The 23,678-nt window shown below is 64.0% G+C and carries 24 protein-coding genes and 1 pseudogene; 16 read left to right on the top strand and 9 right to left on the bottom strand.

Annotated features, from left to right (window positions below; translation table 11 throughout):
- Positions 1–61 precede the first annotated feature (61 nt).
- The 5 genes from BTJ49_RS15500 to BTJ49_RS08280 form a co-directional block, all read right to left on the bottom strand.
- A complete protein-coding gene (locus BTJ49_RS15500) occupies positions 62–334 on the bottom strand; it encodes a hypothetical protein (RefSeq protein WP_146742304.1) in 273 nt (90 codons plus the stop codon).
- 125 nt (positions 335–459) lie between these two features.
- Positions 460–687, bottom strand: coding sequence for a hypothetical protein (locus BTJ49_RS08265; RefSeq protein WP_113064891.1), 228 nt, complete (start codon positions 685–687; stop codon positions 460–462).
- 382 nt (positions 688–1,069) lie between these two features.
- Entirely contained in the window at positions 1,070–2,275 is a 1,206-nt protein-coding gene (locus tag BTJ49_RS08270; protein ID WP_113064892.1) for an acetyl-CoA C-acyltransferase, read from the bottom strand.
- A gap of 54 nt (positions 2,276–2,329) precedes the next feature.
- A complete protein-coding gene (locus tag BTJ49_RS08275; protein WP_168184696.1) occupies positions 2,330–4,702 on the bottom strand; it encodes a 3-hydroxyacyl-CoA dehydrogenase/enoyl-CoA hydratase family protein in 2,373 nt (790 codons plus the stop codon).
- Between the two features lie 70 nt (positions 4,703–4,772).
- Entirely contained in the window at positions 4,773–5,387 is a 615-nt protein-coding gene (locus tag BTJ49_RS08280) for a TetR/AcrR family transcriptional regulator (RefSeq protein WP_113064894.1), read from the bottom strand.
- Positions 5,388–5,656: 269 nt separating this feature from the next.
- Between BTJ49_RS08280 and ndk the strand changes: the two genes are divergently transcribed.
- The 12 genes from ndk (at position 5,657) to tadA (ending at position 19,009) form a co-directional block, all read left to right on the top strand.
- Positions 5,657–6,082, top strand: a complete 426-nt coding sequence (gene ndk, locus BTJ49_RS08285) for a nucleoside-diphosphate kinase (RefSeq protein ID WP_113064895.1) — start codon at positions 5,657–5,659, stop codon at positions 6,080–6,082.
- A 19-nt stretch (positions 6,083–6,101) separates the two neighbouring features.
- Positions 6,102–7,217 carry a 23S rRNA (adenine(2503)-C(2))-methyltransferase RlmN gene (gene rlmN, locus BTJ49_RS08290; protein ID WP_240601781.1) on the top strand — a complete coding sequence of 372 codons (1,116 nt, stop codon included), beginning with the start codon at positions 6,102–6,104 and terminating at the stop codon, positions 7,215–7,217.
- Positions 7,207–7,974 (top strand): type IV pilus biogenesis/stability protein PilW, encoded by a 768-nt coding sequence (gene pilW / locus BTJ49_RS08295; protein ID WP_113064897.1) that lies wholly within the window; start codon positions 7,207–7,209, stop codon positions 7,972–7,974. Before rlmN ends, pilW begins: the two co-directional genes overlap by 11 nt.
- Positions 7,971–9,005, top strand: a complete 1,035-nt coding sequence (locus BTJ49_RS08300) for a helix-turn-helix domain-containing protein (protein ID WP_240601782.1) — start codon at positions 7,971–7,973, stop codon at positions 9,003–9,005. Before pilW ends, BTJ49_RS08300 begins: the two co-directional genes overlap by 4 nt.
- Before the next feature lie 220 nt (positions 9,006–9,225).
- A complete protein-coding gene (locus tag BTJ49_RS08305; protein ID WP_113064899.1) occupies positions 9,226–9,882 on the top strand; it encodes a tetratricopeptide repeat protein in 657 nt (218 codons plus the stop codon).
- Positions 9,879–11,081: an outer membrane protein assembly factor BamB gene (gene bamB / locus BTJ49_RS08310; RefSeq protein WP_113064900.1), complete on the top strand. Its 1,203-nt coding sequence runs from the start codon at positions 9,879–9,881 to the stop codon at positions 11,079–11,081. Before BTJ49_RS08305 ends, bamB begins: the two co-directional genes overlap by 4 nt.
- A 73-nt stretch (positions 11,082–11,154) precedes the next feature.
- On the top strand, positions 11,155–12,552 hold the full coding sequence (gene der, locus BTJ49_RS08315) for a ribosome biogenesis GTPase Der (protein WP_113064901.1): 1,398 nt from the start codon (positions 11,155–11,157) through the stop codon (positions 12,550–12,552).
- 125 nt (positions 12,553–12,677) lie between these two features.
- Positions 12,678–13,544, top strand: coding sequence for a bifunctional methylenetetrahydrofolate dehydrogenase/methenyltetrahydrofolate cyclohydrolase FolD (gene folD, locus BTJ49_RS08320; RefSeq protein ID WP_113064902.1), 867 nt, complete (start codon positions 12,678–12,680; stop codon positions 13,542–13,544).
- Positions 13,545–13,698: 154 nt separating this feature from the next.
- Positions 13,699–15,222: a tetratricopeptide repeat-containing sulfotransferase family protein gene (locus BTJ49_RS08325; RefSeq protein ID WP_240601793.1), complete on the top strand. Its 1,524-nt coding sequence runs from the start codon at positions 13,699–13,701 to the stop codon at positions 15,220–15,222.
- 74 nt (positions 15,223–15,296) lie between these two features.
- Positions 15,297–16,751: an IMP dehydrogenase gene (guaB, locus tag BTJ49_RS08330; RefSeq protein WP_113064904.1), complete on the top strand. Its 1,455-nt coding sequence runs from the start codon at positions 15,297–15,299 to the stop codon at positions 16,749–16,751.
- A 125-nt stretch (positions 16,752–16,876) separates the two neighbouring features.
- The gene (guaA, locus tag BTJ49_RS08335) at positions 16,877–18,436 is read left to right on the top strand and encodes a glutamine-hydrolyzing GMP synthase (RefSeq protein ID WP_113064905.1); all 1,560 of its coding nucleotides are present in this window, start codon (positions 16,877–16,879) and stop codon (positions 18,434–18,436) included.
- Between the two features lie 90 nt (positions 18,437–18,526).
- Positions 18,527–19,009: a tRNA adenosine(34) deaminase TadA gene (gene tadA / locus BTJ49_RS08340; RefSeq protein ID WP_113064906.1), complete on the top strand. Its 483-nt coding sequence runs from the start codon at positions 18,527–18,529 to the stop codon at positions 19,007–19,009.
- A gap of 12 nt (positions 19,010–19,021) precedes the next feature.
- Here tadA and BTJ49_RS08345 read toward each other — a convergent pair whose 3' ends face one another.
- Positions 19,022–19,267, bottom strand: coding sequence for a hypothetical protein (locus tag BTJ49_RS08345; RefSeq protein ID WP_146742305.1), 246 nt, complete (start codon positions 19,265–19,267; stop codon positions 19,022–19,024).
- 134 nt (positions 19,268–19,401) lie between these two features.
- Here BTJ49_RS08345 and pxpB point away from each other — a divergent pair, with 134 nt between their 5' ends.
- From pxpB to BTJ49_RS08360, 3 genes are read left to right on the top strand one after another with little or no spacing between them, the layout of a single operon-like run.
- Positions 19,402–20,112 carry a 5-oxoprolinase subunit PxpB gene (pxpB, locus tag BTJ49_RS08350; protein WP_240601783.1) on the top strand — a complete coding sequence of 237 codons (711 nt, stop codon included), beginning with the start codon at positions 19,402–19,404 and terminating at the stop codon, positions 20,110–20,112.
- Positions 20,109–21,083 carry a biotin-dependent carboxyltransferase family protein gene (locus BTJ49_RS08355; protein WP_113064909.1) on the top strand — a complete coding sequence of 325 codons (975 nt, stop codon included), beginning with the start codon at positions 20,109–20,111 and terminating at the stop codon, positions 21,081–21,083. The genes pxpB and BTJ49_RS08355 overlap by 4 nt, the downstream gene beginning before the upstream one ends.
- Positions 21,080–21,841 (top strand): 5-oxoprolinase subunit PxpA, encoded by a 762-nt coding sequence (locus tag BTJ49_RS08360; protein ID WP_113064910.1) that lies wholly within the window; start codon positions 21,080–21,082, stop codon positions 21,839–21,841. Before BTJ49_RS08355 ends, BTJ49_RS08360 begins: the two co-directional genes overlap by 4 nt.
- 28 nt (positions 21,842–21,869) lie before the next feature.
- Here the strand turns inward: BTJ49_RS08360 and BTJ49_RS15955 are convergent.
- A pseudogene (locus BTJ49_RS15955) lies at positions 21,870–21,983 on the bottom strand (cytochrome b); the annotation flags it as partial.
- 327 nt (positions 21,984–22,310) lie between these two features.
- The gene (locus BTJ49_RS08375) at positions 22,311–22,670 is read right to left on the bottom strand and encodes a hypothetical protein (RefSeq protein ID WP_146742306.1); all 360 of its coding nucleotides are present in this window, start codon (positions 22,668–22,670) and stop codon (positions 22,311–22,313) included.
- 56 nt (positions 22,671–22,726) lie between these two features.
- Between BTJ49_RS08375 and BTJ49_RS08380 the strand changes: the two genes are divergently transcribed.
- Complete coding sequence (locus BTJ49_RS08380) at positions 22,727–23,026, top strand: DUF6150 family protein (RefSeq protein WP_113064914.1); 300 nt, start codon at positions 22,727–22,729, stop codon at positions 23,024–23,026.
- Here BTJ49_RS08380 and BTJ49_RS08385 read toward each other — a convergent pair.
- A complete protein-coding gene (locus BTJ49_RS08385) occupies positions 23,006–23,575 on the bottom strand; it encodes an SPOR domain-containing protein (RefSeq protein ID WP_168184697.1) in 570 nt (189 codons plus the stop codon). The genes BTJ49_RS08380 and BTJ49_RS08385 overlap by 21 nt on opposite strands.
- Positions 23,576–23,678 lie beyond the last annotated feature (103 nt).

Consider the following 23,678-nt stretch of genomic DNA (forward strand, 5'->3'; position numbering starts at 1 on the left):
GTAAAGCGGTGACTGGGACGTCGGGTGGAACCCATGGTTGGGTGTGCTCAACGCATTTCACTTACTCATCTCGTGGTTGTGATAGCGCAATTACGGCTTCCGCCTGCATCTTGCTGGCCAGCCTGAGTGCGAACTCAGGGTTAGAAGCAGCCAACGCCTGGAAGCAATTTGTGAGATCACTCTCCTCAAAGGAGAAAGTGACACGAAAATCGCCGCTAAGTCCTACTTGACGAATTGTTGCTGTGCTTTCAAGTCCGGATTTCCACCTCATGTTGGTGCAATCATGGCGATGGGTGTACACCTGCCTAGAAACGCCCCGAAACTCAAGTTTCATTTGCACTCTCCCCAAAAGACGTTCGCCGCGAATGACACCCAACGCTGAGTTAAGACGCCGCCCGCTGGCGTAGCCAGTGGGCGGTCGGCTTGGATGAGTTGTTAGACGTGCGACGAAGCCCGTTATTAGCGAAGCTTCTGCGCATACCCCTTGCGAACAATCCTCCTGATAAAGCTGTTGAGCCCTTGTCCGGTCTGTGCGAGACGCTGCATCTCAGCCAAGTTCCCAGAACCGGCACTCTGGCTGGTGTAGAGATAGATCGAGCCATCGTTGAACTGGACGGTGATTGAGTCATCGCCTAATTCGTAAGCAATGACACCTGAGTCACCGCCAAGGTTCATGTAACGTTCCATGTCCTGCTCCTTCGTCTAACGCTAATTAGATCCCCTAGATGGGGTGTTGCATCCAGTATGCCCACCATCGCGATGCTCGACAATCAGAGATGCCCTACGCAGATTCAGAGACTTATCTAAGAACAGACTGCTTGTGCCGGGCTCCATGCGCGGGATGTTATGCGGCGGAATGGCAGGTGTAAGAGTTACACCTTTGCATCAGAGGGTGTAACAGGGACCAGTTCGTTGAACTGACGAGACTCCACACGAGCGGGATAGAGTGTGGTGTGTCATGAATGACATGTTGCACGCATCGTCAACGGCCGCTTTGGGTCGAGAGGAGGCATAAAAAAACGGCAGCGCGTTTGCGCTGCCGTTTTTCGTGGTGAAGCTGCGGGGTGACTTACAGCGCCTCGAAGATCCCCGCCGCCCCCATGCCGGTGCCGATGCACATGGTCACCATGCCGTACTTCTGCTTACGTCGGCGCAGGCCATGCACGAGCGTGGCGACGCGGATGGCGCCGGTGGCGCCCAGCGGGTGGCCGAGGGCGATGGCGCCGCCCAGCGGGTTGACCTTGGCGGGGTCGAGGTCGAGGTCCTTCATCACCGCCAGCGACTGCGCGGCGAAGGCTTCGTTGAGCTCGATCCAGTCCATCTGGTCCTGGGTCAGGCCGGCCATCTTCAGGGCCTTAGGAATGGCTTCCTTGGGGCCGATGCCCATCACTTCGGGCGGTACGCCGGCGACGTCGAAGCTGACGAAGCGCGCCAGCGGGGTCAGGCCGTAGTCCTTGACTGCCTGTTCGCTGGCCAGGATCACGGCGCCGGCGCCGTCGGACATCTGCGAGGAGTTGCCGGCGGTCACGCTGCCGCCGAACTGGCCGTTGCGAAACACGGTGCGCAGCTTGGCCAGCACTTCCGGTGTGGTGCCGGCGCGCGGGCCTTCGTCGGTGTCGATGATGCGCTGGTCCTCGCGCACGCTGCCGTTGGCGACGTCCGGGTAGCGGTCGTCCAGCGTGTACGGGGTGATCTCGTCCTTGAACTCGCCGGCTTCGATGGCGGCGAGGGCGCGGCGGTGGCTCTCCACGGCGAAGGCGTCCTGTTCCTCGCGGGTCACCTTCCACTGCTCGGCGACCTTCTCGGCGGTGATGCCCATGCCGTAGGCGATGGCGACATTGTCGTCGTTGAAGATGGCCGGGTTCATCTGCACCTTGTGGCCCATCATCGGCACCATCGACATCGATTCGGTGCCGCCGGCGATCATCAGGTCGGCCTCGCCCAGGCGGATGCGGTCGGCGGCCAGCGCCACGGCCTGCACGCCGGAGGAGCAGAAGCGGTTGATGGTCATGCCCGGCACGGTGTCGGGCAGGCCGGCCAGCAGCGCGCCGATGCGCGCCACATTCATGCCTTGCTCGGCCTCGGGCATGGCGCAGCCGATGATGGCGTCGCTGATGCGCGCCGGATCGATGCCCGGGCACTGCTCCATGACGGCGCGGATGACGTGCGCCAGCATGTCGTCGGGACGGGTGTTGCGGAACACGCCGCGCGGCGCCTTGCCGACCGGCGTGCGGGTGGTGGCGACGATGTAGGCGTCCTGGATCTGTTTAGACATGGAAGTTCTCCTGGAAATGAGGGAAAGACGGAACGGGTTGGTTCATCCGCTTCCTCAGTTCCTCAACGGCTTGCCGGTCTTCATGGTGTGGGCGATGCGCGCCTGGGTCTTCTCCATCTGCGCCAGGGCGACGAAGTGCTTGCGCTCCAGGGCCAGCAGCCAGTCCTCGTCGACTTCGCTGCCGCGCTCGATCTGGCCGCCGCACAGGGTGTCGGCGATGCGGCTGGCGATCTCGAAGTCGTGCTGCGAAATGAAATAGCCTTCCAGCATGTTGACCAGTTGCGCCTTGAAGGTGGCGGTGCCGACTTCGCCGGCGACCTTGACGTGTCGCGCGGGCAGGGGCGGGCGGTAGCCGGATTCGGCCAGCGCGCGCGCCTGCTGCTTGGCGACATACAGCAACTCGTGACTGTTGAAGACCACCACGTCGGACTCGCGCAGCAGGCCGAAGGACTTGGCCTCCAGCGCGGAGCCGGCGACCTTGGCCATCGCCACGGTCTCGAAGTAGCGCTTGACGTTGTCGAAGGCGTCGCCGACCGGCGAGGCCGAGCAGCGCGTGGCGATTTCCTTCAGACCGCCGCCCGCGGGCAGCAGGCCGACGCCGGCCTCGACCAGACCAATGTAGGACTCCAGCGCCGCGACGGTGCGCGCCGAGTGCATCTGGAATTCGCAGCCGCCGCCCAGGCACAGGCCGCGCACGGCCGCGACCACCGGAATCTGCGCGTACTTGATGGCCATGCTGGTGGCCTGGAAGTTGGCGACCATGGCCTCGAACGCGGCCAGCTTGCCTTCTTGCAGCAGGCCGAGCGCGCCCTTGAGATCCGCGCCGGCCGAGAACGGCTCGCGGGTCTGCCAGATGACCATGGCGTCGAGCTGTTCCTCGGCCACGCGCACGGCCTGCTGGATGCCGTCGAGCACGTGGTCGTTGACCGTGTTCATCTTGGTCTTGAACGACAGGATGCCGATGCGGTCGTCGCCCAGCGTCCACAGGCGCACGCCGTCGTTCTCCCACACGGTCTCGCCCTCGGGCGCTTTCTCGCCGAGGATCGGGTCGGGGAACAGCTGGCGCGCGTAGACCGGGTGCGTCGAGCGCGGCAGGTCCTCGCCCTTGGCCGGCGAGAACGAACCGGCGGCGTGATGCACGCCGCGGCGGCCGTCGGTAACCCAGGCAGGCAGGGGCGCGTCGCTCATGGCCTTGCCGGCTTCGATGTCCTCGGCGATCCAGCCGGCCACCTGCTGCCAGCCGGCGGCCTGCCAGGTCTCGAACGGACCCAGCTTCCAGCCGTAGCCCCAGCGGATGGCGAAGTCGACGTCGCGCGCGGTCTCGGCGATGTCGGCCAGGTGGTAGGCGGTGTAGTGGAACAGGTCGCGGAAGCAGGCCCACAGGAACTGCGCCTGCGGGTCGGTCGACTCACGCAGCTTGCCGAACTTCTCGGCCGGGTCCTTGTTCGCGAGGATGGCGGCGACCTCGTCGGAGGCCTTCTGCTCGGACGGCGCGTAGTCCTGCTTGCCGAGATCGAGCACTTCGATGGTCTTGCCGTTCTTGCGGTAGAAGCCGGCGCCGTTCTTCTGGCCCAGCGCGCCCTTGTCGATCAGCGCGGCCAGCCACTCGGGCGCCTTGAAGTATTTGTGCCAGGGATCGTCGGGCAGGGTGTCGGCCATGGTCTGGATGACGTGCGCCATGGTGTCCAGGCCGACCACGTCGGCGGTGCGATAGGTGGCGCTCTTGGGACGACCGATGGCCGGGCCGGTCAGCGCGTCGACCACGTCGAAGCCGAGACCGAAGGCCTGGGTGTGCACCATCGTCGACAGCATCGAGAACACGCCGATGCGGTTGCCGATGAAGTTAGGGGTGTCGCGGGCGATGACCACGCCCTTGCCCAGCGCAGTGGTCAGGAAGCCTTCCAGGCCGTTCAGGACGTTGGCGTCGGTGGCCTTGTTCGGAATCAGCTCGACCAGATGCATGTAGCGCGGCGGATTGAAGAAATGCACGCCGCAGAAGCGATGGCGCAGGTTTTCCGGCAGCGCTTCGGCCAGGGTGTTGATCGACAGGCCCGAGGTGTTGGAGGCGATCACCGCGCGCTCCGGCAGGTGCGCGGCGACCTTCTTGTACAGGTCCAGCTTCCAGTCCATGCGCTCGGCGATGGCCTCGATCACCAGGTCGCAGTCCTTGAGCTGCGCGAGGTGTTCGTCGTAGTCGGCCGGAATGATCGAGGCGGCCAGGGACTTCTCGCCCAGCGGTGCCGGCTTGAGCTTGGCCAGATGCTTGATGGCCTTCACGGCTATGCCGTTCTTCGGACCTTCCTTCGCCGGCAGGTCGAACAGCACGGTCTCGACACCGGCGTTGGTCAGATGAGCGGCGATCTGCGCGCCCATGACGCCGGCGCCCAGCACCGCGGCCTTGCGGATGCGTAGCGGTTGGGTGGTCATGCCTGTCTCCATTGCGTAAGCGGAAAGCGCCGCCCGCAGCGCGGAGCCACGGGCGGTCGGGATGGGAAATTCATTCGGCGCGCAGGCCGGCTGCGGCGAAGCGGATCAGATGCTCGGCGGCCTGCTCGCGGTGTTGTTGTTCGGTCACGCCTTCGCGGCGCTGGATGATGCCGAAGTCGGCCATGGCGTAGGTCAGCGCGCCGGCGACGATGTCGATGCGCCAGTACAGTTCCTCGCGCGGCAGGTGCGGAAGCAGCGTGGCGAAGATCTTCGCGAACTGTTTCAGCACATGGCCGTAGTTCTCCGACAGGAATTTGCGCAGCTGGTCGTTGTGCTCGGCGTAGGCACGGGCCAGCACGCGGACGAAGGCGCCGCCGCCGTCGCCCTCGCGCGCCAGTTCCAGCGCCGGACGGATGAAGGCGGCCAGGGCGTCTTCGAGCGTGGGCGCTTCGCCGAGTTGGTCCAGCGCCAGTAGGCGCCGCTTGTTCAGTTCGTCGAGGCGGCGCCGGAACACTTCCTCGATGAGCTTGTCCTTGGAGCCGAAGTGGTAGTTGACCGCGGCCAGGTTCACATTGGCCGCCGAGGTCACCTGACGCAGTGAGGCGCCAGCGAATCCGTGCCGCGCGAAGAGGGTTTCGGCAGCTTCGAGAATGCGCTGCTTGGTGGAGAACTGGGAACTGGCCACGACGCTCGTACTCCGCTGGACGATCTCGTATCAAACGATCGTTTGAAGCATAGGCTTCCGTTGCAGGGAGGTCAAACGTTCGGATTCGTCGCGAATTCGCCCCGAAACGGCGTGGATCGTCGTGCCGCGGACTTGCGCTCGGTCTAGAATCTGTCAAGCTTTACGGCACCAAATCCCGAATTTTTCACAGATTTGGTGATACGGTGACTGGCTTGGGGAAGCCGGCCCGTTTTCGTTCATCTTTCAACCTAAAACCGGAGCACATCCGCATGGCGCTGGAGCGCACTCTTTCCATCATCAAGCCCGATGCCGTCGCCAAGAACGTCATCGGCGAAATCTACGCGCGTTTCGAGAAGGCCGGCCTGAAGGTCGTCGCCGCGAAAATGAAGCATCTGTCCCGCAGCGAAGCCGAAGGTTTCTACGCCGTGCACCGCGAGCGCCCGTTCTTCGGCGCGCTGGTCGAGTTCATGATCTCCGGCCCGGTGATGATCCAGGTGCTGGAAGGCGAGGGAGCCATTGCCAAGAACCGTGAGCTGATGGGCGCCACGAACCCGAAGGAAGCCGACGCCGGTACCATCCGCGCCGACTTCGCCGATTCGATCGACGCCAATGCCGTGCACGGTTCGGACGCGCCGGAAACCGCCAGCACCGAGATCGCGTACTTCTTCGCGACCACGGAACTGTGCCCGCGCTAATCGACCAGGAACGAAGCTTGTGAACCCGACGGAAAAGACCAATCTGCTCGACTTCGATCGCCAGGGGCTGCGTGATTTCTTCACGCAGCTGGGCGAGAAGCCGTATCGCGCCGATCAGGTCATGAAGTGGATCTATCACCGTCTGGAGAACGACTTCGAGCGCATGACGGACCTCGGAAAGAACTTGCGCGGCAAGCTTTCCGAGGTCTGCTATGTCGGCCCGCCGGACACCATGTTCGAGAAGGGTTCGACCGACGGCACGCACAAGTGGCTGCTGGGCATGAATGGCGGCAACGCCATCGAGACCGTGTACATCCCCGAGCCGACGCGCGGCACGCTGTGCGTGTCCTCGCAGGTGGGCTGCGGCCTCAACTGCACGTTCTGTTCGACGGCGACCCAGGGCTTCAACCGCAACCTGTCGACCGCCGAGATCATCGGCCAGGTCTGGGTCGCGGCGAAATACCTCGGCAACGTCCCGCACCAGCGCCGCCGCATCACCAACGTGGTGATGATGGGCATGGGTGAGCCGCTGATGAACTTCGACAACGTCGTCGCGGCGATGAATTTGATGCGCGACGATCTGGGCTTCGGCCTGGCCAGCAAGCGCGTGACGCTGTCGACCTCCGGCCTGGTGCCGCAGATCGACAAGCTGTCCGAGGTCGCCGACGTGTCGCTGGCGGTCTCGCTGCATGCCCCCACCGACGAGCTGCGCACCACGCTGGTGCCGCTCAACAAGAAATATCCGATCGACGAGTTGCTGGCTGCCTGCAAGCGCTACGTCAGTTCGCGACCGCGCGCGTCGATCACTTTCGAATACACCCTGATGAAGGGCATCAACGACCATCCCGAGCATGCGCGCCAGCTGGTCAAGCTGATGCGCCGCCTGCCGAGCAAGGTCAACCTGATTCCGTTCAACCCGTTCCCCGGCACGCGCTACGAGCGCTCGGATGCGGGCGATATCGAGACCTTCCGCCGCATTCTCAACGAGGGCGGCATCATCGCCACCGTGCGGCGTACCCGCGGCGACGACATCGATGCCGCCTGCGGTCAGCTGAAGGGGCAGGTGCTCGACCGCACGCGCCGGTCGGCCGAATTCCGCAAACAACTCGAAAAGGATGCGATCCATGCGGCTTGATCGTTGGCTGGTCTCCCTGGTGCTGGCGTTGGCGTTGGCCGGTTGCGCCACCTCGAATGGCAACGGGCTGTCCGCGCGCAAGGTCAACGACAAGGAGGCTGCGCGGATCCATACCGAACTCGGGCAGCAGTATCTCGAGCGCGGTCAGTTGAAGATCGCGCTCGAGAAACTGCAGAAGGCCTTGCAGTTCGACGACGACTACGGCCCCGCGCATACCGTCATTGCGACGGTCTATGCGCGGATCGGCGAAACCGCCCAAGCTGAACAACATTATCGTCGCGCCGAGGAACTGGATCCCAAAAGTGGGGATACGAACAACAACCTCGGCGTTTTTTTATGCAGAATCGGAAAGATCGACCAGGCGTTGCCATATTTTGCCAAGGCAGCCAAGGACCCGTTCTACAAAACCAAGGACATCGCCTGGAGCAATGCCGGCCGCTGCGAGCTGAAACGGAACGACTACGCGGCAGCCGAGCAGGATTATCGCCGAGCGCTGGCGATCAATCCGCGCAATGCCGATGCGCTGTATCAGATGGCCGCGGTGTTGCTGCACGAAGGCAAGGCGTTCAGCGCCCGGGCCTTCATTCAGCGCTTCGACGCCCTCGGGCGTTCGGATCCCTCGGCTTTGCTGCTGGGGTACAAGATCGAAAAAAGACTGGGCGACGAGGAGGGAGCCCAGGGTTATGTCAAGCGACTGCAGGCCAAATTCCCGGATTCGGATCAGGCGCAGTCCATCAAATCCAATAGATCACGATGAATCAACCAGCGTCCACGAATTTCACGGATCAGGAACGGGGAGAGCACGACTTCAGCAAGCCGGATGATGACCAGGGGGCGTCTCCGGGATTCAACGACGAAGCAGAGCAATGGATGAGCAGCGCGGACGCGGAACCGTCGTTCGGCTGTCATCTGCGCGCCGTGCGCGAGGAGCAGGGGCTGTCCCTGCAAGATTGCGCGCAAGCCTTGCACTTGCCCGCGCGCCTGCTGGAAAAGCTCGAGCAGGACAACTACGCAGGCATCGATTACTCGGTGTATCTGCGTAGCTACCTGAGCAAGTATGCCGCCTACGTCGGCATGGGCAGTCAGGAGATCGAGGACCAACTCGAGCGCCTACGTCCGCGTCAGCCGGAACTGATCGCGACCAGTCCGTTCTCTGGCTGGCAGCGCACGATCAATCGCTATTCCAGCGCCGCGACCTATGTGGTGTTGACGGCAGTGATCGTTGCGCCGCTGATCTGGCTGGGACTCAACGGTGTGCTCAAACGCGACATTGCCCAGTTGGCTCCGTTGGATGCCGCACCCGTCAACGCACAGTCCACCACGCTTGCCAGTACCGCCGTGGCCGCTTCAGGGGGCCACGAAAAAGCTCCGGCGCTCGGTGGGAACGTATCGGGCCTTGTGCCGCCGACGCCGCCCTCCGAGAAGCCGCTGATGGCATCGATCGCGCCGTTCAGTGCGATGGAGGCCTCCAAGAAGGCCAAGGTGACAACGCCTGCGGCTGCTCCGCCGCAAACTTCTGCCGCCACGCATCTCACATTGAAACTCCGTCACGACAGTTGGGTGGAAATCACCGACACGAACGGCAAACGCCTTGAATACGGACTGCTTCCTGCGGGGACAGATAAATCCTATCGAAGCACCCAGCCGCTTGAAGTGCGGATCGGCAATGCCGATGGTGCGAACGTGGCCGTTGACGGAAAGCCGCTGTCCCTGGGCAAATTCCAGCGTGCCAATGTGGCGCACTTCAATGTCGCCGATGGCGGTGCCGTCCGACCCGCAAGCGGCTGATCATCGTCCTGCCGTCTTCGGGCGGCGGGAGTCAGCGACGAGCATGTGTGCGCCAAGGGCGTGTCGAGCGGCGGCTCCCGGCGGTATCGCACGCCGCGAGCATCGGTTATCCTTTCCGGGTTTCGCCGCTTACGCGGCCGACCCAACTCGATCCGCCCGCTTGCGGCCGCCCGCCAGAACCTCTGGCTTCGCGGCCGCTCTCGGCTTCAACAGGTGACGCATGGCTTTCGACGCATACGACGATTACGAACAGGGCGAACGTCTTCAGGAATGGTTGCGCCAGAACGGCATTTCCATCGCCGTGGGCATCGCGCTCGGATTGGTGCTGATCTTCGGATACAAGCAGTGGCGTAGTCATCAGGAACAGAATCGCGCCGCCGCCGCCGCGCAGTTCGGCGCCATCCAGAGCGCCTATGCCGCCGGTCAGAACAGCGAGGCGGATGCCCTGGTCGGCGTCATGCTGGACAAGCACGCCGATTCGCCGTACGCCGTGTTCGCGGCCTCCGCGCGCGCCGCCAACGACACGAAGGAAGGCAAGCTTGCCAAAGCCCGTACTTCGCTGGAGTGGGCGCAGGCACATGCCGACGGTGAACATGGCGCGCTGAAGTCGCTGATGTCGCTGCGCCTGGCTCGCGTGGAACTGGCGCAGGGCAAGGCCGACGATGCGCTGGCCACGCTCGATGCGATGCCGAAAGACGAATACGATGCGTTGCGCGGGGAACTGCGCGGCGATGTGCTGGTCAAGCTTGGACGCATGTCCGAAGCGCGTCAGGCCTATCAGGCCGCACTCGACGCCTACGGAAAGGATGCGCCGCAGACCCAGAGCGTGCGCATGAAACTCGACAATCTGGCCACGGCCGGGAAGCAGGGCGCATGAAACGTATTTTCCTGATCGCAATCATCACCACGCTCGCGCTCGGCGCATGTCACTCGAAGAAGAGCAACATCCAGCCGCCGACTGAACTCACGGACATTACGCCGACGGTCTCAGTGCAGCGCGTCTGGGAGGAAAGTGTGGGCGATGGTGCGCAGGATTCCGGTGTTCGCATGCGTCCTGCATACGACAACGGCGTGCTGTTCGCCGCCAGCACGGACGGTGTCATCGAGGCGCTGGACGCGAAGACCGGCAAGACGCTGTGGCGCAAGAAGACGCGCACGCACGGCTGGCTCGGCTTCGGCGGCAAGAAGATCCGTAAGGACGCCTTGTATGCCGGTGGTCCCGGCGTCGGCGAGGGGCTGGTCGTCACCGGCACGCTCGATGGCCATGTCTATGCGTTCGATGCCAAGACCGGCGAACAGCGTTGGGTGGCGAAGGTGTCGTCCGAAGTCATTTCCGCGCCGGTGGTGCTGAAGAACATCACTGTGGTTCGCACCAATGACGGCAACGTCTTCGGTCTGAACACCGAGACCGGCAAGCAGGTATGGCTGTACGACCAGGACACCGTCCCGGCGTTGAGTCTGCGCGGCAACGGTCCGCTGCTGGTGGCGCGTGGCGTCGTATTCTTCGGCACCGATGACGGCAAGCTGGTCGCCATCCGCCTGGACGACGGCGAGAAGCTGTGGGATCTGCCGTTAGCGACCGGCGAAGGCCGCACCGACATCCAGCGCCTGGATGATGCCGACGTCGGCGTGCTGCTGGACGGCAGCACCCTGTATGCCTCGGCCTATCACGGTGAGCTGACCTCCATCGACGGTCCGACCGGTCGTCCGGGGTGGCATCGCAAGTTCTCGACCTACACGTCGATGGACATCGGCGGACAGGCCATCGTCGGTGTCGACGATGCATCCGACGTATGGGCCTTCGACAAGAGCACCGGCAGCGACCTGTGGAAGCAGGACGCCCTGGAATGGCGCTGGCTCAGCGCGCCTGCGGTGCAGCTGGACAAGTACGTCGTGGTCGGCGACTTGAAGGGCTACGTGCACTGGCTGGATCTCAGCAACGGCAAGATCGCCGCGCGCGAGCGCCTGTCGCACAAGGCGATCCGCGCACAGCCGCTGGTCGTCGGCAACATGGTTTATATTGAGGACGTCGAAGGTCACATCGGCGCCTATCGTCTGGGATCGTCCACCCCTTGATGTCGCATCGCGCATCGCCCTTGGCGGCGATGCGCGCGACGACGCCGGACTGCTACCGATGGATTCACCGCACATGCTCCCCGTCGTCGCCCTGGTCGGACGCCCGAATGTCGGCAAGTCGACTCTTTTCAATGTCCTGACGCGCAGCCGCGAAGCGCTGGTGGCCGATCTTCCGGGTGTGACCCGAGATCGCCACTACGGCGTCTGCCGGCTCGGCGATGCGCCGTTCGTGCTGGTCGATACCGGTGGTCTTTCCGGTGATGAGGACGGCCTGGATGGATTGACGGCTCGTCAGGTTCGCCTGGCCATCGAAGAAGCCGACGCCGTGGTGTTCCTGGTCGACGGACGCGACGGCCTGGTTGCCCAGGACCATGCCATCCTCGACGAGCTTCGTCGCACCGGCAAGCCGATGCTGCTGGCCGTGAACAAGACCGATGGCCTGGACGAATCCGTCGCGATGGCGGATTTCGCCGCGCTCGGGTTCGCCGACATGCTGCCGCTCGCCGCCGCGCACAGCCGCGGCACCGACGTGTTGCTGAAGGCGTTGCAGCCGTTGCTCCCCGAGTACGTCGAGCCGGACGAAGAGGAGAACGATGACAGCATCCGCGTGGCCATTCTCGGCCGCCCCAATGCCGGCAAGTCGACTCTGGTCAATCGTCTGCTGGGCGAGGAGCGCGTGATCGTCTCCGACGTGGCCGGCACCACGCGCGATTCGATCCGCGTCGCGTTGGAGCGGGATGGTCGCAAGTACACCCTGATCGACACGGCCGGCGTGCGCCGGCGAGCACGCATCGAGGAAGCGGTCGAGAAATTCAGCGTCATCAAGACGCTTCAGGCCATTGCTGCGGCACAGGTCTGCGTGGTCATGGTCGACGCGCGCGAGAATCTGGCCGACCAGGATCTGACCCTCATCGGCCACGTGCTCGACGAGGGCAGGGCGCTGGTGATTGCGGTCAACAAGTGGGACGACATGGAAGCCTACGACCGCGAACAGTGTCAGCGTGCGCTGGATCGCCGGCTCGAGTTCGTCGGCTGGGCCAAGCGTGTGTTCATCTCCGCACTGCACGGCTCGGGTCTGCGCGAGTTGATGCGTGCCGTCAACCGCGCGCATGCTTCGGCCAACTACACGATGACTTCCTCGCAGCTCACGCGCACGCTGGAGAAAGCCTACGAGGGTTATCAGCCCCCGCTGGTGCGCGGCCATGCGCCGAAATTGCGCTATGCGCATCCCGGCGGTCACAACCCGCCGACCGTGGTCATTCATGGGACGCGAACCAAGCATATTGCGCCGGCGTACCGTCGCTATCTGGAAAATACCTTCCGCAAGCGCTACCGCTTGGAGGGTACGCCGATCCGGATCGAGTTCCGCGACAGCGAGAACCCGTACGCAGGCCGTCGCAACGAGCTCACCGAATCGCAGAAGCGCAAGCGGCAGCGCATGATTCGCAACGCCAAGCGCCGCAAGCACTGAGTCACATGCGTTCTACATGCGCCGGCAAGACGACCGGCGCATGCGGGTGTGCGCCATGTGGCCGTCGCATTTGTGCGATTTGTTCCGAACCCGGATAATGCGCGCTTTCCCGGCACGCATTCGATATGACCGCACGCATTCTCGACGGCAAACGCATCGCACAGGAAGTTCTTGATCGCGTCGGTCGGCGCGTGGCGGAACGCGTCGCTGCCGGCGACACGCCCCCGGGTCTGGCCGTGGTACTGGTCGGTAGCGATCCGGCGTCGGCCGTGTATGTGCGCAACAAGCGCCGCGCCTGTGAGCAGGTCGGGTTTCGTTCCTACGATTACGATCTTCCGGCCGAGACCAGCGAAGCCGAGCTGTTCGCGCTGATCGACAAGCTCAATGCCGATCCCGATGTCAGCGGCATCCTGGTGCAATCACCGTTGCCGGATCACGTCGATGAGGACGCGCTGGTCGATCGCATTGATCCGCGCAAGGATGTGGACGGTTTTCACGCAGTCAATGTGGGGCGCCTGGTCCTGCGGCGCCTCGGGCTCCGTCCCTGTACGCCGAAGGGCGTGATGACCTTGCTCGGTCACACCGATCGTCCGGTGCGCGGGCGTCATGCGGTCATCGTCGGCGTGTCCAATCACGTCGGCAGGCCTCTGGCCCTGGAGTTGCTGATCGCCGGCGCCACGGTGACCTGCTGCCACCGTTTCACGGCCGACCTCGCCGCACATGTGCGCCAAGCCGACATACTGGTTGTGGCCGTCGGCAGGCCCGGCCTTATCAAGGGCGAATGGATCAAGCCGGGCGCCGTGGTTGTCGATGTCGGCATCAACCGTCTCGAGGACGGACGTCTGGTCGGCGACGTCGAGTTCGACGTCGCGGCAGAGCGCGCATCATGGATCACGCCGGTGCCCGGTGGAGTCGGTCCCATGACGGTCGCGACCTTGATCGAGAACACGCTGGAAGCGGCCGAATCACGCCAGGCGCGATCCGTGGCCTGAGTGCTTCCGGACCGTGGTCCGGTGACCGCTTCGATGCATTCGGACTGAAACGAACGGAATCGCAAATCGCCTCATCATGCAGCGAAACAAGACACCGTCCTCGCCATTGAGCGAAACCTTGCCGTCCGCAGCTCAGCAACGCCTCGCGCAGGCTATGGATGCCTTGCGGGGAGGACGACCCGACGAAGCGCTTCGGTCCCTGTCGGGAGCGCTGGCGATGGCTCCGAACAGCATGCGCATCCGCTATTTCATGGGCGTCGCGCTGCACATGCAGGGTGATTTCGCTTCCTCGATGCGCTGGTTCGAGGAAGTCGTGGCGCACGAACCGGAAAATGCCGCCGCGTGGATGGGACTCGGTGTCGCGCGGCACGACCTGCATGCCGACGAGGAGGCGCTGAACTGTCTGCAACGCGCCTGTTCGCTGCAGCCGGATTCGATTCCGTACCGGTACAACCTCGGCAAGGCCATGCACGATCAGCGGAAGGCGCCTTCCGAAGTCGGCCGGGTCATGCTCGATGTGCTGCGCAGTGCGCCCGAGCATATCAACGCACGCGTCACACTGGCGGATACCCAGATCAGTACCGGATGCATCCGTGAGGCCGTGGAAAGCTACCGCGAAATCCTTCGGCGGCAACCGACGCATGCCAAAGCCTGGCTGGGGCTGGCCGACATCAAGACCTTCTCCTTTTCCAGCGAAGATCTGAAAGGTCTGCGCGACGCGTGGCGACAGACGCCCGAGCGGGCCGAGAGCCGAATCACGCTCGGGTTCGCGCTGGCCAAGGCTTACGAGGACCAGGCCGATTACGCTTCGGCTTTCGAGACCTTGCGCAAGGCCAATGCGGCCGTGCATGCGCGTGAACCGTGGAATGCCGAAGCCGAGCGCGCATATGTGAAGGCCATCGAGCGCGCATTTCCATCCGGGCAGGGAGGCGATGCGGATCCTTCCCGAGGTGAGGAGATCATTTTTGTCGTCAGCCTGCCGCGATCGGGGTCGACACTCGTGGAGCAGATTCTGGCTTCCCACCCGGAGGTCGAGGGCGGGGGAGAGATTCGTGATCTGCAAGCAGTCATCGACGAAGAATCGGCGCGGCGCGGCCATGCATTCCCGGACTGGGTGCCGCACGCCACACCCGAGGACTGGGCACGGCTCGGACACGTCTACCTCGAACGTACCGGATACTTGCGTGAGAAGCGTAGCCGTTCGACTGACAAGAATCTGCTGAATTGGAAGTTGGTCGGCGCAGTCCGGGCCATGCTTCCGGGCGCGCGGATCATCGATGTGCGACGCGATCCGCTGGAAACCTGCTTGGCCTGTTATCGCCAGTATTTCCGGCAGGGGAATCATTTCAGCTACGACCTTGAGGACATGGCCGGTTTCTGGAAGAACTACGACCGATTGTCCGGTCATTGGGCCGCCCTGTTTCCGGAGTCTTGCCTGCCGTTGACTTACGAGAAACTGCTGGACGCGCCCGAAGCGACGATTCGGCAGTTGCTGGACTTCTGTGGTCTGCCGTTCGATCCCGCCTGCCTTTCGTTCCACGAAACGGAGCGCGTCGTGCGCACGGCCAGCGCTGCGCAGGTCCGTCAGCCCCTGCAGCGCGATACAGCCCGCGCCCATCATTACGCCGAGGCGCTGGAACCCTTGCGCACGCTGCTGAAGGTGGAGCACGGAACATGAGGGTCGTTGGCGATCTGGCCCTGCGCTAGGGCTATCCAGTACAATAGGCTGATTTACCTGCGGGACTACACGCCATGCGCATTCTTGCCGAGGCTCTCACCTACGACGACGTCTACCTCGTCCCCGCCCACTCGACCGTGCTGCCGCGCGATGTGGACACCTCCACGCGACTGACGCGAAACATCCGTCTGAACGTGCCCATCGTCTCCGCGGCGATGGATACGGTCACCGAAGCGCGCCTGGCCATCACCATGGCGCAGTGCGGTGGCATCGGCATCATCCACAAGAACATGACGCCCGAGCAGCAGGCTGCGGAAGTGCGCCTGGTGAAGAAGTTCGAGGCCGGCGTCATCCGCAACCCGATCACGGTCGGGCCGGACACGTCCATCGACGAAGTCATGCAGATCACCCGCGCCAATAGCATTTCCGGCGTGCCGGTGGTCGAGGGCGACGCGCTGGTCGGCATTGTCACGAGCCGCGATCTGCGCTTCGAGAAGAAGCACGACGACCCGGTCCGCAATATCATGACCCGCAAGGACAGGCTGGTCACGGTGGGCGAGGAAGCCAGTCACGACGAAGTGCTGGACCTGCTGCATCGCAACCGCATCGAGAAGGTGCTGGTGGTCAACGATGCCTTCCAGCTGCGCGGACTGATCACGGTCAAGGACATCCAGAAGGCACGCGACAATCCGTACGCGGCCAAGGACGCTCACGAGCGTCTGCGCGTGGGTGCGGCGGTCGGCGTTGCCGGCGACACCGAAGCGCGCGTCGAGGCACTGGCCGAGGCCGGCGTCGACGTGATCGTGGTCGATACCGCGCACGGGCACTCGCAGGGCGTGATCGATCGCGTCTCGTGGGTCAAGAAACACTACCCGGATCTGCAGGTCATCGCCGGCAACATCGTCACCGGCGATGCCGCACTGGCACTGCGCGATGCCGGTGTCGATGCGGTCAAGGTCGGCGTCGGCCCCGGTTCGATCTGCACCACGCGCGTGGTCGCGGGCGTGGGTGTGCCGCAGATCACCGCCATCGACATGGTCGCCACGGCGCTGAAGGACGAGATCCCGCTGATCGCCGACGGCGGCATCCGCTATTCCGGCGATGTGGCCAAGGCCATTGCGGCCGGAGCCTCCATGGTCATGCTCGGCTCGATGTTCGCCGGCACCGAGGAAGCGCCGGGCGAGGTCGAGCTGTTCCAGGGCCGTTCCTACAAGAGCTATCGCGGCATGGGTTCGTTGGGCGCCATGCAGCAGGGCTCGAAGGACCGCTACTTCCAGGACGAGGCCGACGCCGACAAGCTGGTGCCGGAAGGCATCGAGGGCCGAGTGCCGTATCGCGGTCCGCTGCGCAACATCGTGCATCAGATGATGGGCGGCCTGCGCGCCTCGATGGGCTACTGCGGTTGCGCCAGCATCGACGAGATGCGCAGTCAGGCACAGTTCGTGCGTGTCACCGGCGCCGGTGTGCGCGAGGCGCATCCGCACGATATCCAGATCGTCAAGGAAGCGCCGAACTACCGGCTCGACTGATATCTCCGCCGGCGTTCGGAACTCGGGAACCGAACGTCGGCGGCGCGACGCGATCCAATCGTGTCGGGTACTTCATCCACGCAGCGTGACCGGGAGCCCGAGTCCCGGGCCAACCCGAGTCCCGCATGCAGAATATCCATAGCGACAAGATCCTCATCCTCGACTTCGGCTCGCAGTACACGCAGCTGATCGCACGCCGCGTACGCGAGATTGGTGTCTACTGCGAGATCTGGGCATGGGACCACGATCCCGCCGAGATCGCACAGTTCGCGCCCAAGGGCATCATTCTTTCCGGCGGTCCCGAGTCGGTGACCGAAGCGGATTCGCCCCGTGCGCCGCAGGCCGTCTATGATCTCGGCGTGCCGCTGCTGGGCATCTGTTACGGCATGCAGAGCATGGCCGTGCAGCTCGGCGGCAAGGTCGAGAGCGAGCACCATCGCGAATTCGGCTACGCCAAGGTGCACAGCACCGATTCGTGCGAGCTGCTGGACGGCCTCATCACCGCCAACGGTGAGCTGGACGTCTGGATGTCGCACGGCGACCGCGTGACTGCGCTGCCCGAGGGTTTCACCGGCGTGGCCGCGACCGAGTCGGTACCGCTGGTCGGCATGGCCGACGATCGCCGCAAGTACTACGGTTTGCAGTTCCATCCCGAAGTGACGCACACCCAGCGCGGTCTGGAGCTGCTGCGTCGCTTCGTGGTTGAGCTCTGCGGTTGCGAGACGCTGTGGACGCCGGGCCGCATCATCGATGACAGCATCGAGCGCGTGCGCGAGCAGGTCGGCGACGATCATGTCCTGCTGGGGCTGTCCGGTGGCGTGGATTCCTCGGTGGTGGCCGCCTTGCTGGAAAAGGCCATCGGCGATCAGCTGACCTGTGTGTTCGTCGACACCGGTCTGCTGCGCTACCAGGAAGGCGATCAGGTCATGGCCACCATGGCCGAGCACATGGGCGTGCGGGTGATCCGCGTCAACGCCGCCGAGCGCTTCTTCAAGGCACTGGAAGGCGTCGAGGATCCGGAGGACAAGCGCAAGGTCATCGGCCGCCTGTTCATTGAGGTGTTCGACGAACAGGCCGGCAAGCTGGAAGGCGTGAAGTGGCTGGCACAGGGCACGATCTATCCCGACGTCATCGAGTCGGCCGGCGGCAAGACCGGCAAGGCCCATGTCATCAAGAGCCACCACAACGTCGGCGGTCTGCCCGAGCGGATGAACCTGAAACTGGTCGAGCCGTTGCGCGAGCTGTTCAAGGACGAAGTGCGCCGCATCGGTGTCGAACTCGGTCTGCCGCGCGAGATGGTCTATCGCCATCCGTTCCCGGGTCCCGGTCTGGGCGTTCGCGTGCTCGGCGAGGTCAAGGCCGAGTACGTCGAGTTGCTGCAGAAAGCCGACGCTATCTATATCGAGGAGTTGCGTCGGCACGATCTCTACGATCGCGTCAGCCAGGCCTTCGCTGTCTTCCTGCCGGTGAAATCGGTCGGCGTCGTTGGCGACGGGCGCGCCTACGATTGGGTGGTCGCGTTGCGCGCCGTGGAGACCATCGACTTCATGACTGCGCACTGGGCGCAGTTGCCATACGAGTTTCTCGACCACGTTTCTCGTAGAATTATCAATGAATTACGCGGCATTTCTCGTGTTGTTTATGATATCAGCGGCAAGCCGCCGGCGACGATCGAGTGGGAGTAGGAAAATCAATAGCTTGCATGGTCAGTCTGCAGCGGTGCGTGTTTCCGTAGCGGCATGCTTATCAGGCAAGTCATTGAAAGAAAAGCACTCATGACTTCGGATGCCGCTACCTTTTTCAGCGATCAGGACCGTGCCTGGATGCGGCGTGCTCTGGCGCTGGCCGAACATGCTCGCGATGCCGAGAACGAGGTGCCGGTGGGCGCCGTTCTGGTCGATGCGGAGCAGAACGTGCTCGGACTCGGCTGGAATCGCAACATCACGCTTCACGATCCGACGGCGCATGCCGAAATCGTGGCATTGCGCGCGGCCGGGGAGAAGCTTGGGAATCACCGCTTTCCGGGCAGCACGCTCTACGTCACGCTGGAACCTTGCGCCATGTGCGCGATGGCGCTGGTGCATGCGCGCATTGCACGCGTCGTATATGCCACCACGGATCCGAAGACGGGCGCGGCCGGCAGTGTCTTCGACACGCTGGTGTCCGAACGCCACAACCACCGGATCAAGGTCGAGTCCGGTCTGCTTGCCGATGTCTCGGCAACCATGCTGCGCGAGTTCTTCCGTTCGCGGCGCTGAGTGCGAAGTGTTTCAGGAAACCTGATCGGCGTCGGCTTCTGCGTCTACGCCGACATTCTTGTCGATAGCCGTCGCCACCACATGCCGGATCGCCTCGACTTCGTCGCCGTCGATCGCCTCGCGCTGGAGTTGGCCCTTGGGCCGTCCCATGACGTGGCCGTCCTGACTGATCACCGCGCCCCAGAACACCGTGTCCTGCTGCACGCTCCAGAAGGCATCGTAGCGATAGCCTGAATGCGAACCCTGTAGTTGTGCCATGACCATGCGCTCCGTGTGACCCGTTCCCATCCTGGGAGGTCATGCATGAATCTACCGATAATTTCGCTGTCGTTGACTGAACCAAGGCTGCATTTGCGGCTTGGCGTCACGTTCTACGCATGTACGATGACGGCATGAGTCTTCAACTGGAAGCCATGGGCGAGCATGCCTTCATGCTGCGCCTGGGCGACACAATCGATCCTGAAACCAATGCCCGCGTGCATGCGCTGAGCGAGCGCATGCGCGCTGCCGGTCTGCCGCGCCTGCGCGAACTCGTGCCGGCGTATGCCAGTCTGCTGTTGCGCTTCGATCCGCCGCCTCCGGGCGACGATGACGACAGTCCATGCCTGGAGGCGCGCATCCTCGACCTGGCCAGCGGCATCGAGACCTCGGCGATCGCGAAGGCGACATCCATGGTGCGCCGCGTGCCCGTCTGCTATGACGCGGCCTGCGGCGAGGATCTTGGCCCGGTTGCGCAGACGCTGGGGTTTTCCATCGAAGAACTCGTGCGTCGGCACAGCGCGCCGATCTATCGCGTGGCCATGATCGGTTTCGCGCCCGGTTTTGCCTACCTGCTGGGCATGGATCTGGCCTTGAACATTCCGCGGCGTGACACGCCGCGAACCCGAGTACCTGCTGGCTCGATCGCCATCGGCGGTGCCCAGACTGGCATCTATCCGCGTGAATTGCCCGGCGGCTGGCAGTTGATCGGGCGGACGCCGTCACGCTTGTTCGATCCGACCGATGTTGCACGCCCCTGTCTGCTGGCACCGGGCGACCGGGTGCGCTTCGAGCCCGTATCGCACGAAACGTACGCGCGCTTGCTCACGGGGCAGGGCGCATGATCGAAGTGCTCGACCCCGGCCTGTTGAGCAGCCTTCAGGATCTCGGACGCCCCGGATGGGCCCATCTGGGCATCGGTCGAAGCGGTGCGGCCGATGCGCCGGCGCTGCGTCTGGCCCAGGCACTGGTCGGCAATCCAGCCGATGCCTGCGGCATCGAATGCACGCTGCGCGGTCCGAAGCTGCGCATCGAGGCCGGTGCACACGTCGCCTTGACCGGTGCGCCCACGCCGCAGGCGCGTCTCAATGGCGAACCGTTCTCCGCCTGGACCTCGGTCTGGTGTCCGGCTGGGAGCGAGCTGGATATCGGTCCGATGGCCGCAGGTTGCCGCAGCTACCTGGCCATCGAGGGCGGCATTGATGGCCCGCCATGGCTGGGCAGTCGAAGTGTCGACCTCAATGCTGGTCTGGGGCCGCTGGATGGCCGGGCACTGCGACGCGGGGATCGGTTGCCGCTCGGACCGCGACGTCTGCCTGAGCGCGCGACGTCCAACTGGTCGCTGGATCCTCGGCCGTGGTTCATCGATGTGGCTTCCCACACGCCGATGCGGTTGCTGGAATCCCGTCACACCGCTGTGCTGAGCGAGGCCTCGCGCGATGCGCTCACGCAATCGACGTTCCAGGTGACCGCCGACAGCAACCGCGTCGGCATTCGACTGCAAGGCGAACAGGCGCTGCAGCTGCGCGATGCCACCGAATGCATCAGCGAAGGCGTGGTCGCCGGCGTCATGCAGCTGCCGCCCGGCGGACAGCCGATCCTGCTGGCGGCCGAGCATCCCGTTACCGGTGGTTATCCACGCATTGCGCAACTGGCAGCGGCCGATCTTCCTCGCCTCGGTCAGTGCCGGCCGGGCGATGCGTTGCGCTTCGAGTGGATCGATCTGCAGCAAGCGCGCCATCTGCTTGCCGCGCAGCGCCGAAGTCTCGATGATCTGTGCAGGAACATCGCGCGACGACTGGAGCAGGGCACATGAAGCGCATCGATCTCAATTGCGACATGGGCGAATCCTTCGGTCCCTGGAACATGGGCGCGGACGCCGAAGTCATGCCGTGGATCACCTCGGCGAACGTCGCCTGCGGATTCCATGCCGGCGATCCCTCGATCATGCGTAGGACCGTGGTTCTGGCGGCGGAGTCCGGTGTTGCGGTCGGCGCGCATGTGGGATTGCCCGATCTCGCCGGATTCGGCCGACGCGCCATGGCGCTCAGTGCTCAGCAGGTCTACGACCTTGCCGTGGTGCAGATCGGGGCCTTGAGCGCGGTCGCGCGCACGCAGGGCGTGAAGGTCATGCACATGAAGCCGCATGGCGCGCTCTACCACATGGTCGAACGGGACGAGGGTCTCGCCAAGGCACTGGCACGCGCTGTGTACGACATCGATGCGAGCATGCGCCTGCTCGGCCGTTCCGACGGCCGGCTGGTTGCATGCGGTCAGCAACTCGGATTGTCCGTCGCACATGAAGTCTTCGCAGATCGGCGTTATCTGTCTGACGGACATCTGGTGCCTCGTGGCGAGCGTGGCGCCGTCATCGAGGATGTGAACATTGCAGCCGCGCAGGCGGTGAAACTGGCGGAAGAGGGCGCCGTCGAAACGGTCGACGGAACCCTGCTTTCGCTTCGCGCGGACACCATCTGCGTGCACGGTGATCGACACGACGCGGTGGCCTTTGCCCGTCTCATGCACCAGCAGCTCAGGGCATCAGGCGTTGAACTGCGCTCGACCGAGCATTGAGCCGCCAGAGCGTCCGACAGCGCGTTCATCACCGACGCTTTTTTCCCAACATGCTGCGAAGTACGCCGTCACGGCGTATCAGAGCGTGATACAGCGCGGCGTCGACGTGCCCGAGGATGACGACGAAGAAAAGCATCGCCAAGATGATATGCGTCTGCCGGTTCGCTGGTGCGGCGCAGATGTGAACGCGCATAGACCACGGAGCGGGCCGGAAGCAGCGGATCGTCGGAGATGCGGATGCCTTTCGGGGGCGCGGTCGGGTCGCAGTTGATGTCGCGGCACGTTCCCGTGGTTTACGACGTGTTGGCGGTCAGTACCAGGGTGCTCGCGTCTACTTGCTGCGGATTCGCGGACCACACGCGGGTAGCGTCGTCGGTGGAGTTGTCGATGAAGTTGCCGGCGTGCCGGAATGCGCCGCCATCGTCCTGATGGATGGACGATGAAGGTTGGAGACCTGCGATGCGAAAGATCAGGCGTCGCCGCCTTCGAGCTCGGAATCGATGTACAACGTGACCTGTACGCGCTGATCGGCCTGGCGGCGCGACATCGGTTGCGGACCGGGTGCGCCGTTCAGGCGTGCGCGAAGTTCCGGATCGAGGCGATAGGAAAGCGCCGTCTGCAATCGCGGCGGCAGCGGTTCGTCGATCGTGGCCAGTTCCTGCTTGCGCGGATTGGCATGCGAAGGGCCGGCCTGCATGGCTGCGCGTGCGCGGCGGTCATCCTCGACCGGCTCGGACTTGCCCAGTACAGGGCGACTGGATATCGGCAGCTTCAACACGCTGATACGTCCTTGCGCGACACGTCCCCCGCGATGGGTGGGTGACTTCATGGTCGAACCTCGGCGATGATCGGAAAAGGCATCCTGCACGGGGGATAGTGGAACCGATGGCACGCATCTATCAAGTCTGGACCATGGGAGAGGCGGATGTGCGCGTCGCACTGGTGCACGATCGCGGCCAGGCCGATGTGTGGGTGCATCGCGTATCCAGCTGGGGGTTGGCCCATGGCGACACGCGCTGGTTCATCACTCGCGAACGCAATGATGCGACCGCCTGGGTCTACTTCTGCAGTATCGGCATGGCGCAGGTGAAGGTCTGTTTCGTGGACAGCTACGGCGAAACCGGCTGGCGCGATCCCGAGAAGGCGCGACGGGGCCTGTTCGCGTCACGACGCGGGTTTTCCTGAGGCCGGAAGGCGAATCACCGAAAGGTTGCGCATGCCGAGGATGCTGGCAATGCGGGCGGACGACTGCTGTGCGTCCGCCGTCGACGGGAAGCGTCCCACGGCGACCACGATCCAGCGATGGCCGCCTGCATCGAGCACGCTGATCCGAGTCAGCGGCAGGTCGATGCCCACGGTTTTCACGCGGCGCTCCTCGTCGTCGGCGGCCCGCTCGGAAACATACATGCCCAGTTGCAGCGCATACGCCGTCGCGCCTTTCTTCGGCGCGGGATGCTTCACGGTGGAGGTCACCAGCAAGGCGTTCAGCGTGGCTGTCGTGGATGCGCTGGGCGGTGCCGAGGCGGAGGCGCCGACTGCAGGATTCGATGCCTTGCCGGCGGTCAGCTGCGGCGTAGGCATGCCGGGTGGCGGGGTAGACGAAGACACGCCGGGCAGGTGCCCGACCGCGCTCTCGATGCGCTGCTGCCAGGTGTCCGGGGCCATCACGCCTGCCACGAACATGCATGCGCCGAACAGAACCACCAGAAGAATCAGCGCCAATTTCGCCAGCATGTTGCCATCCCTGTCGCAGCGATCGTCGCCACCCGCGGTCCATGGTGCCATTCCGGTCGCGGCAAGGCGAGGGGAGGCGCAATGCGAATATTTCGCATTGAAT

Source organism: Oleiagrimonas sp. MCCC 1A03011, assembly GCF_003267965.1.
GTDB classification, from domain to species: domain Bacteria; phylum Pseudomonadota; class Gammaproteobacteria; order Xanthomonadales; family Rhodanobacteraceae; genus Oleiagrimonas; species Oleiagrimonas citrea.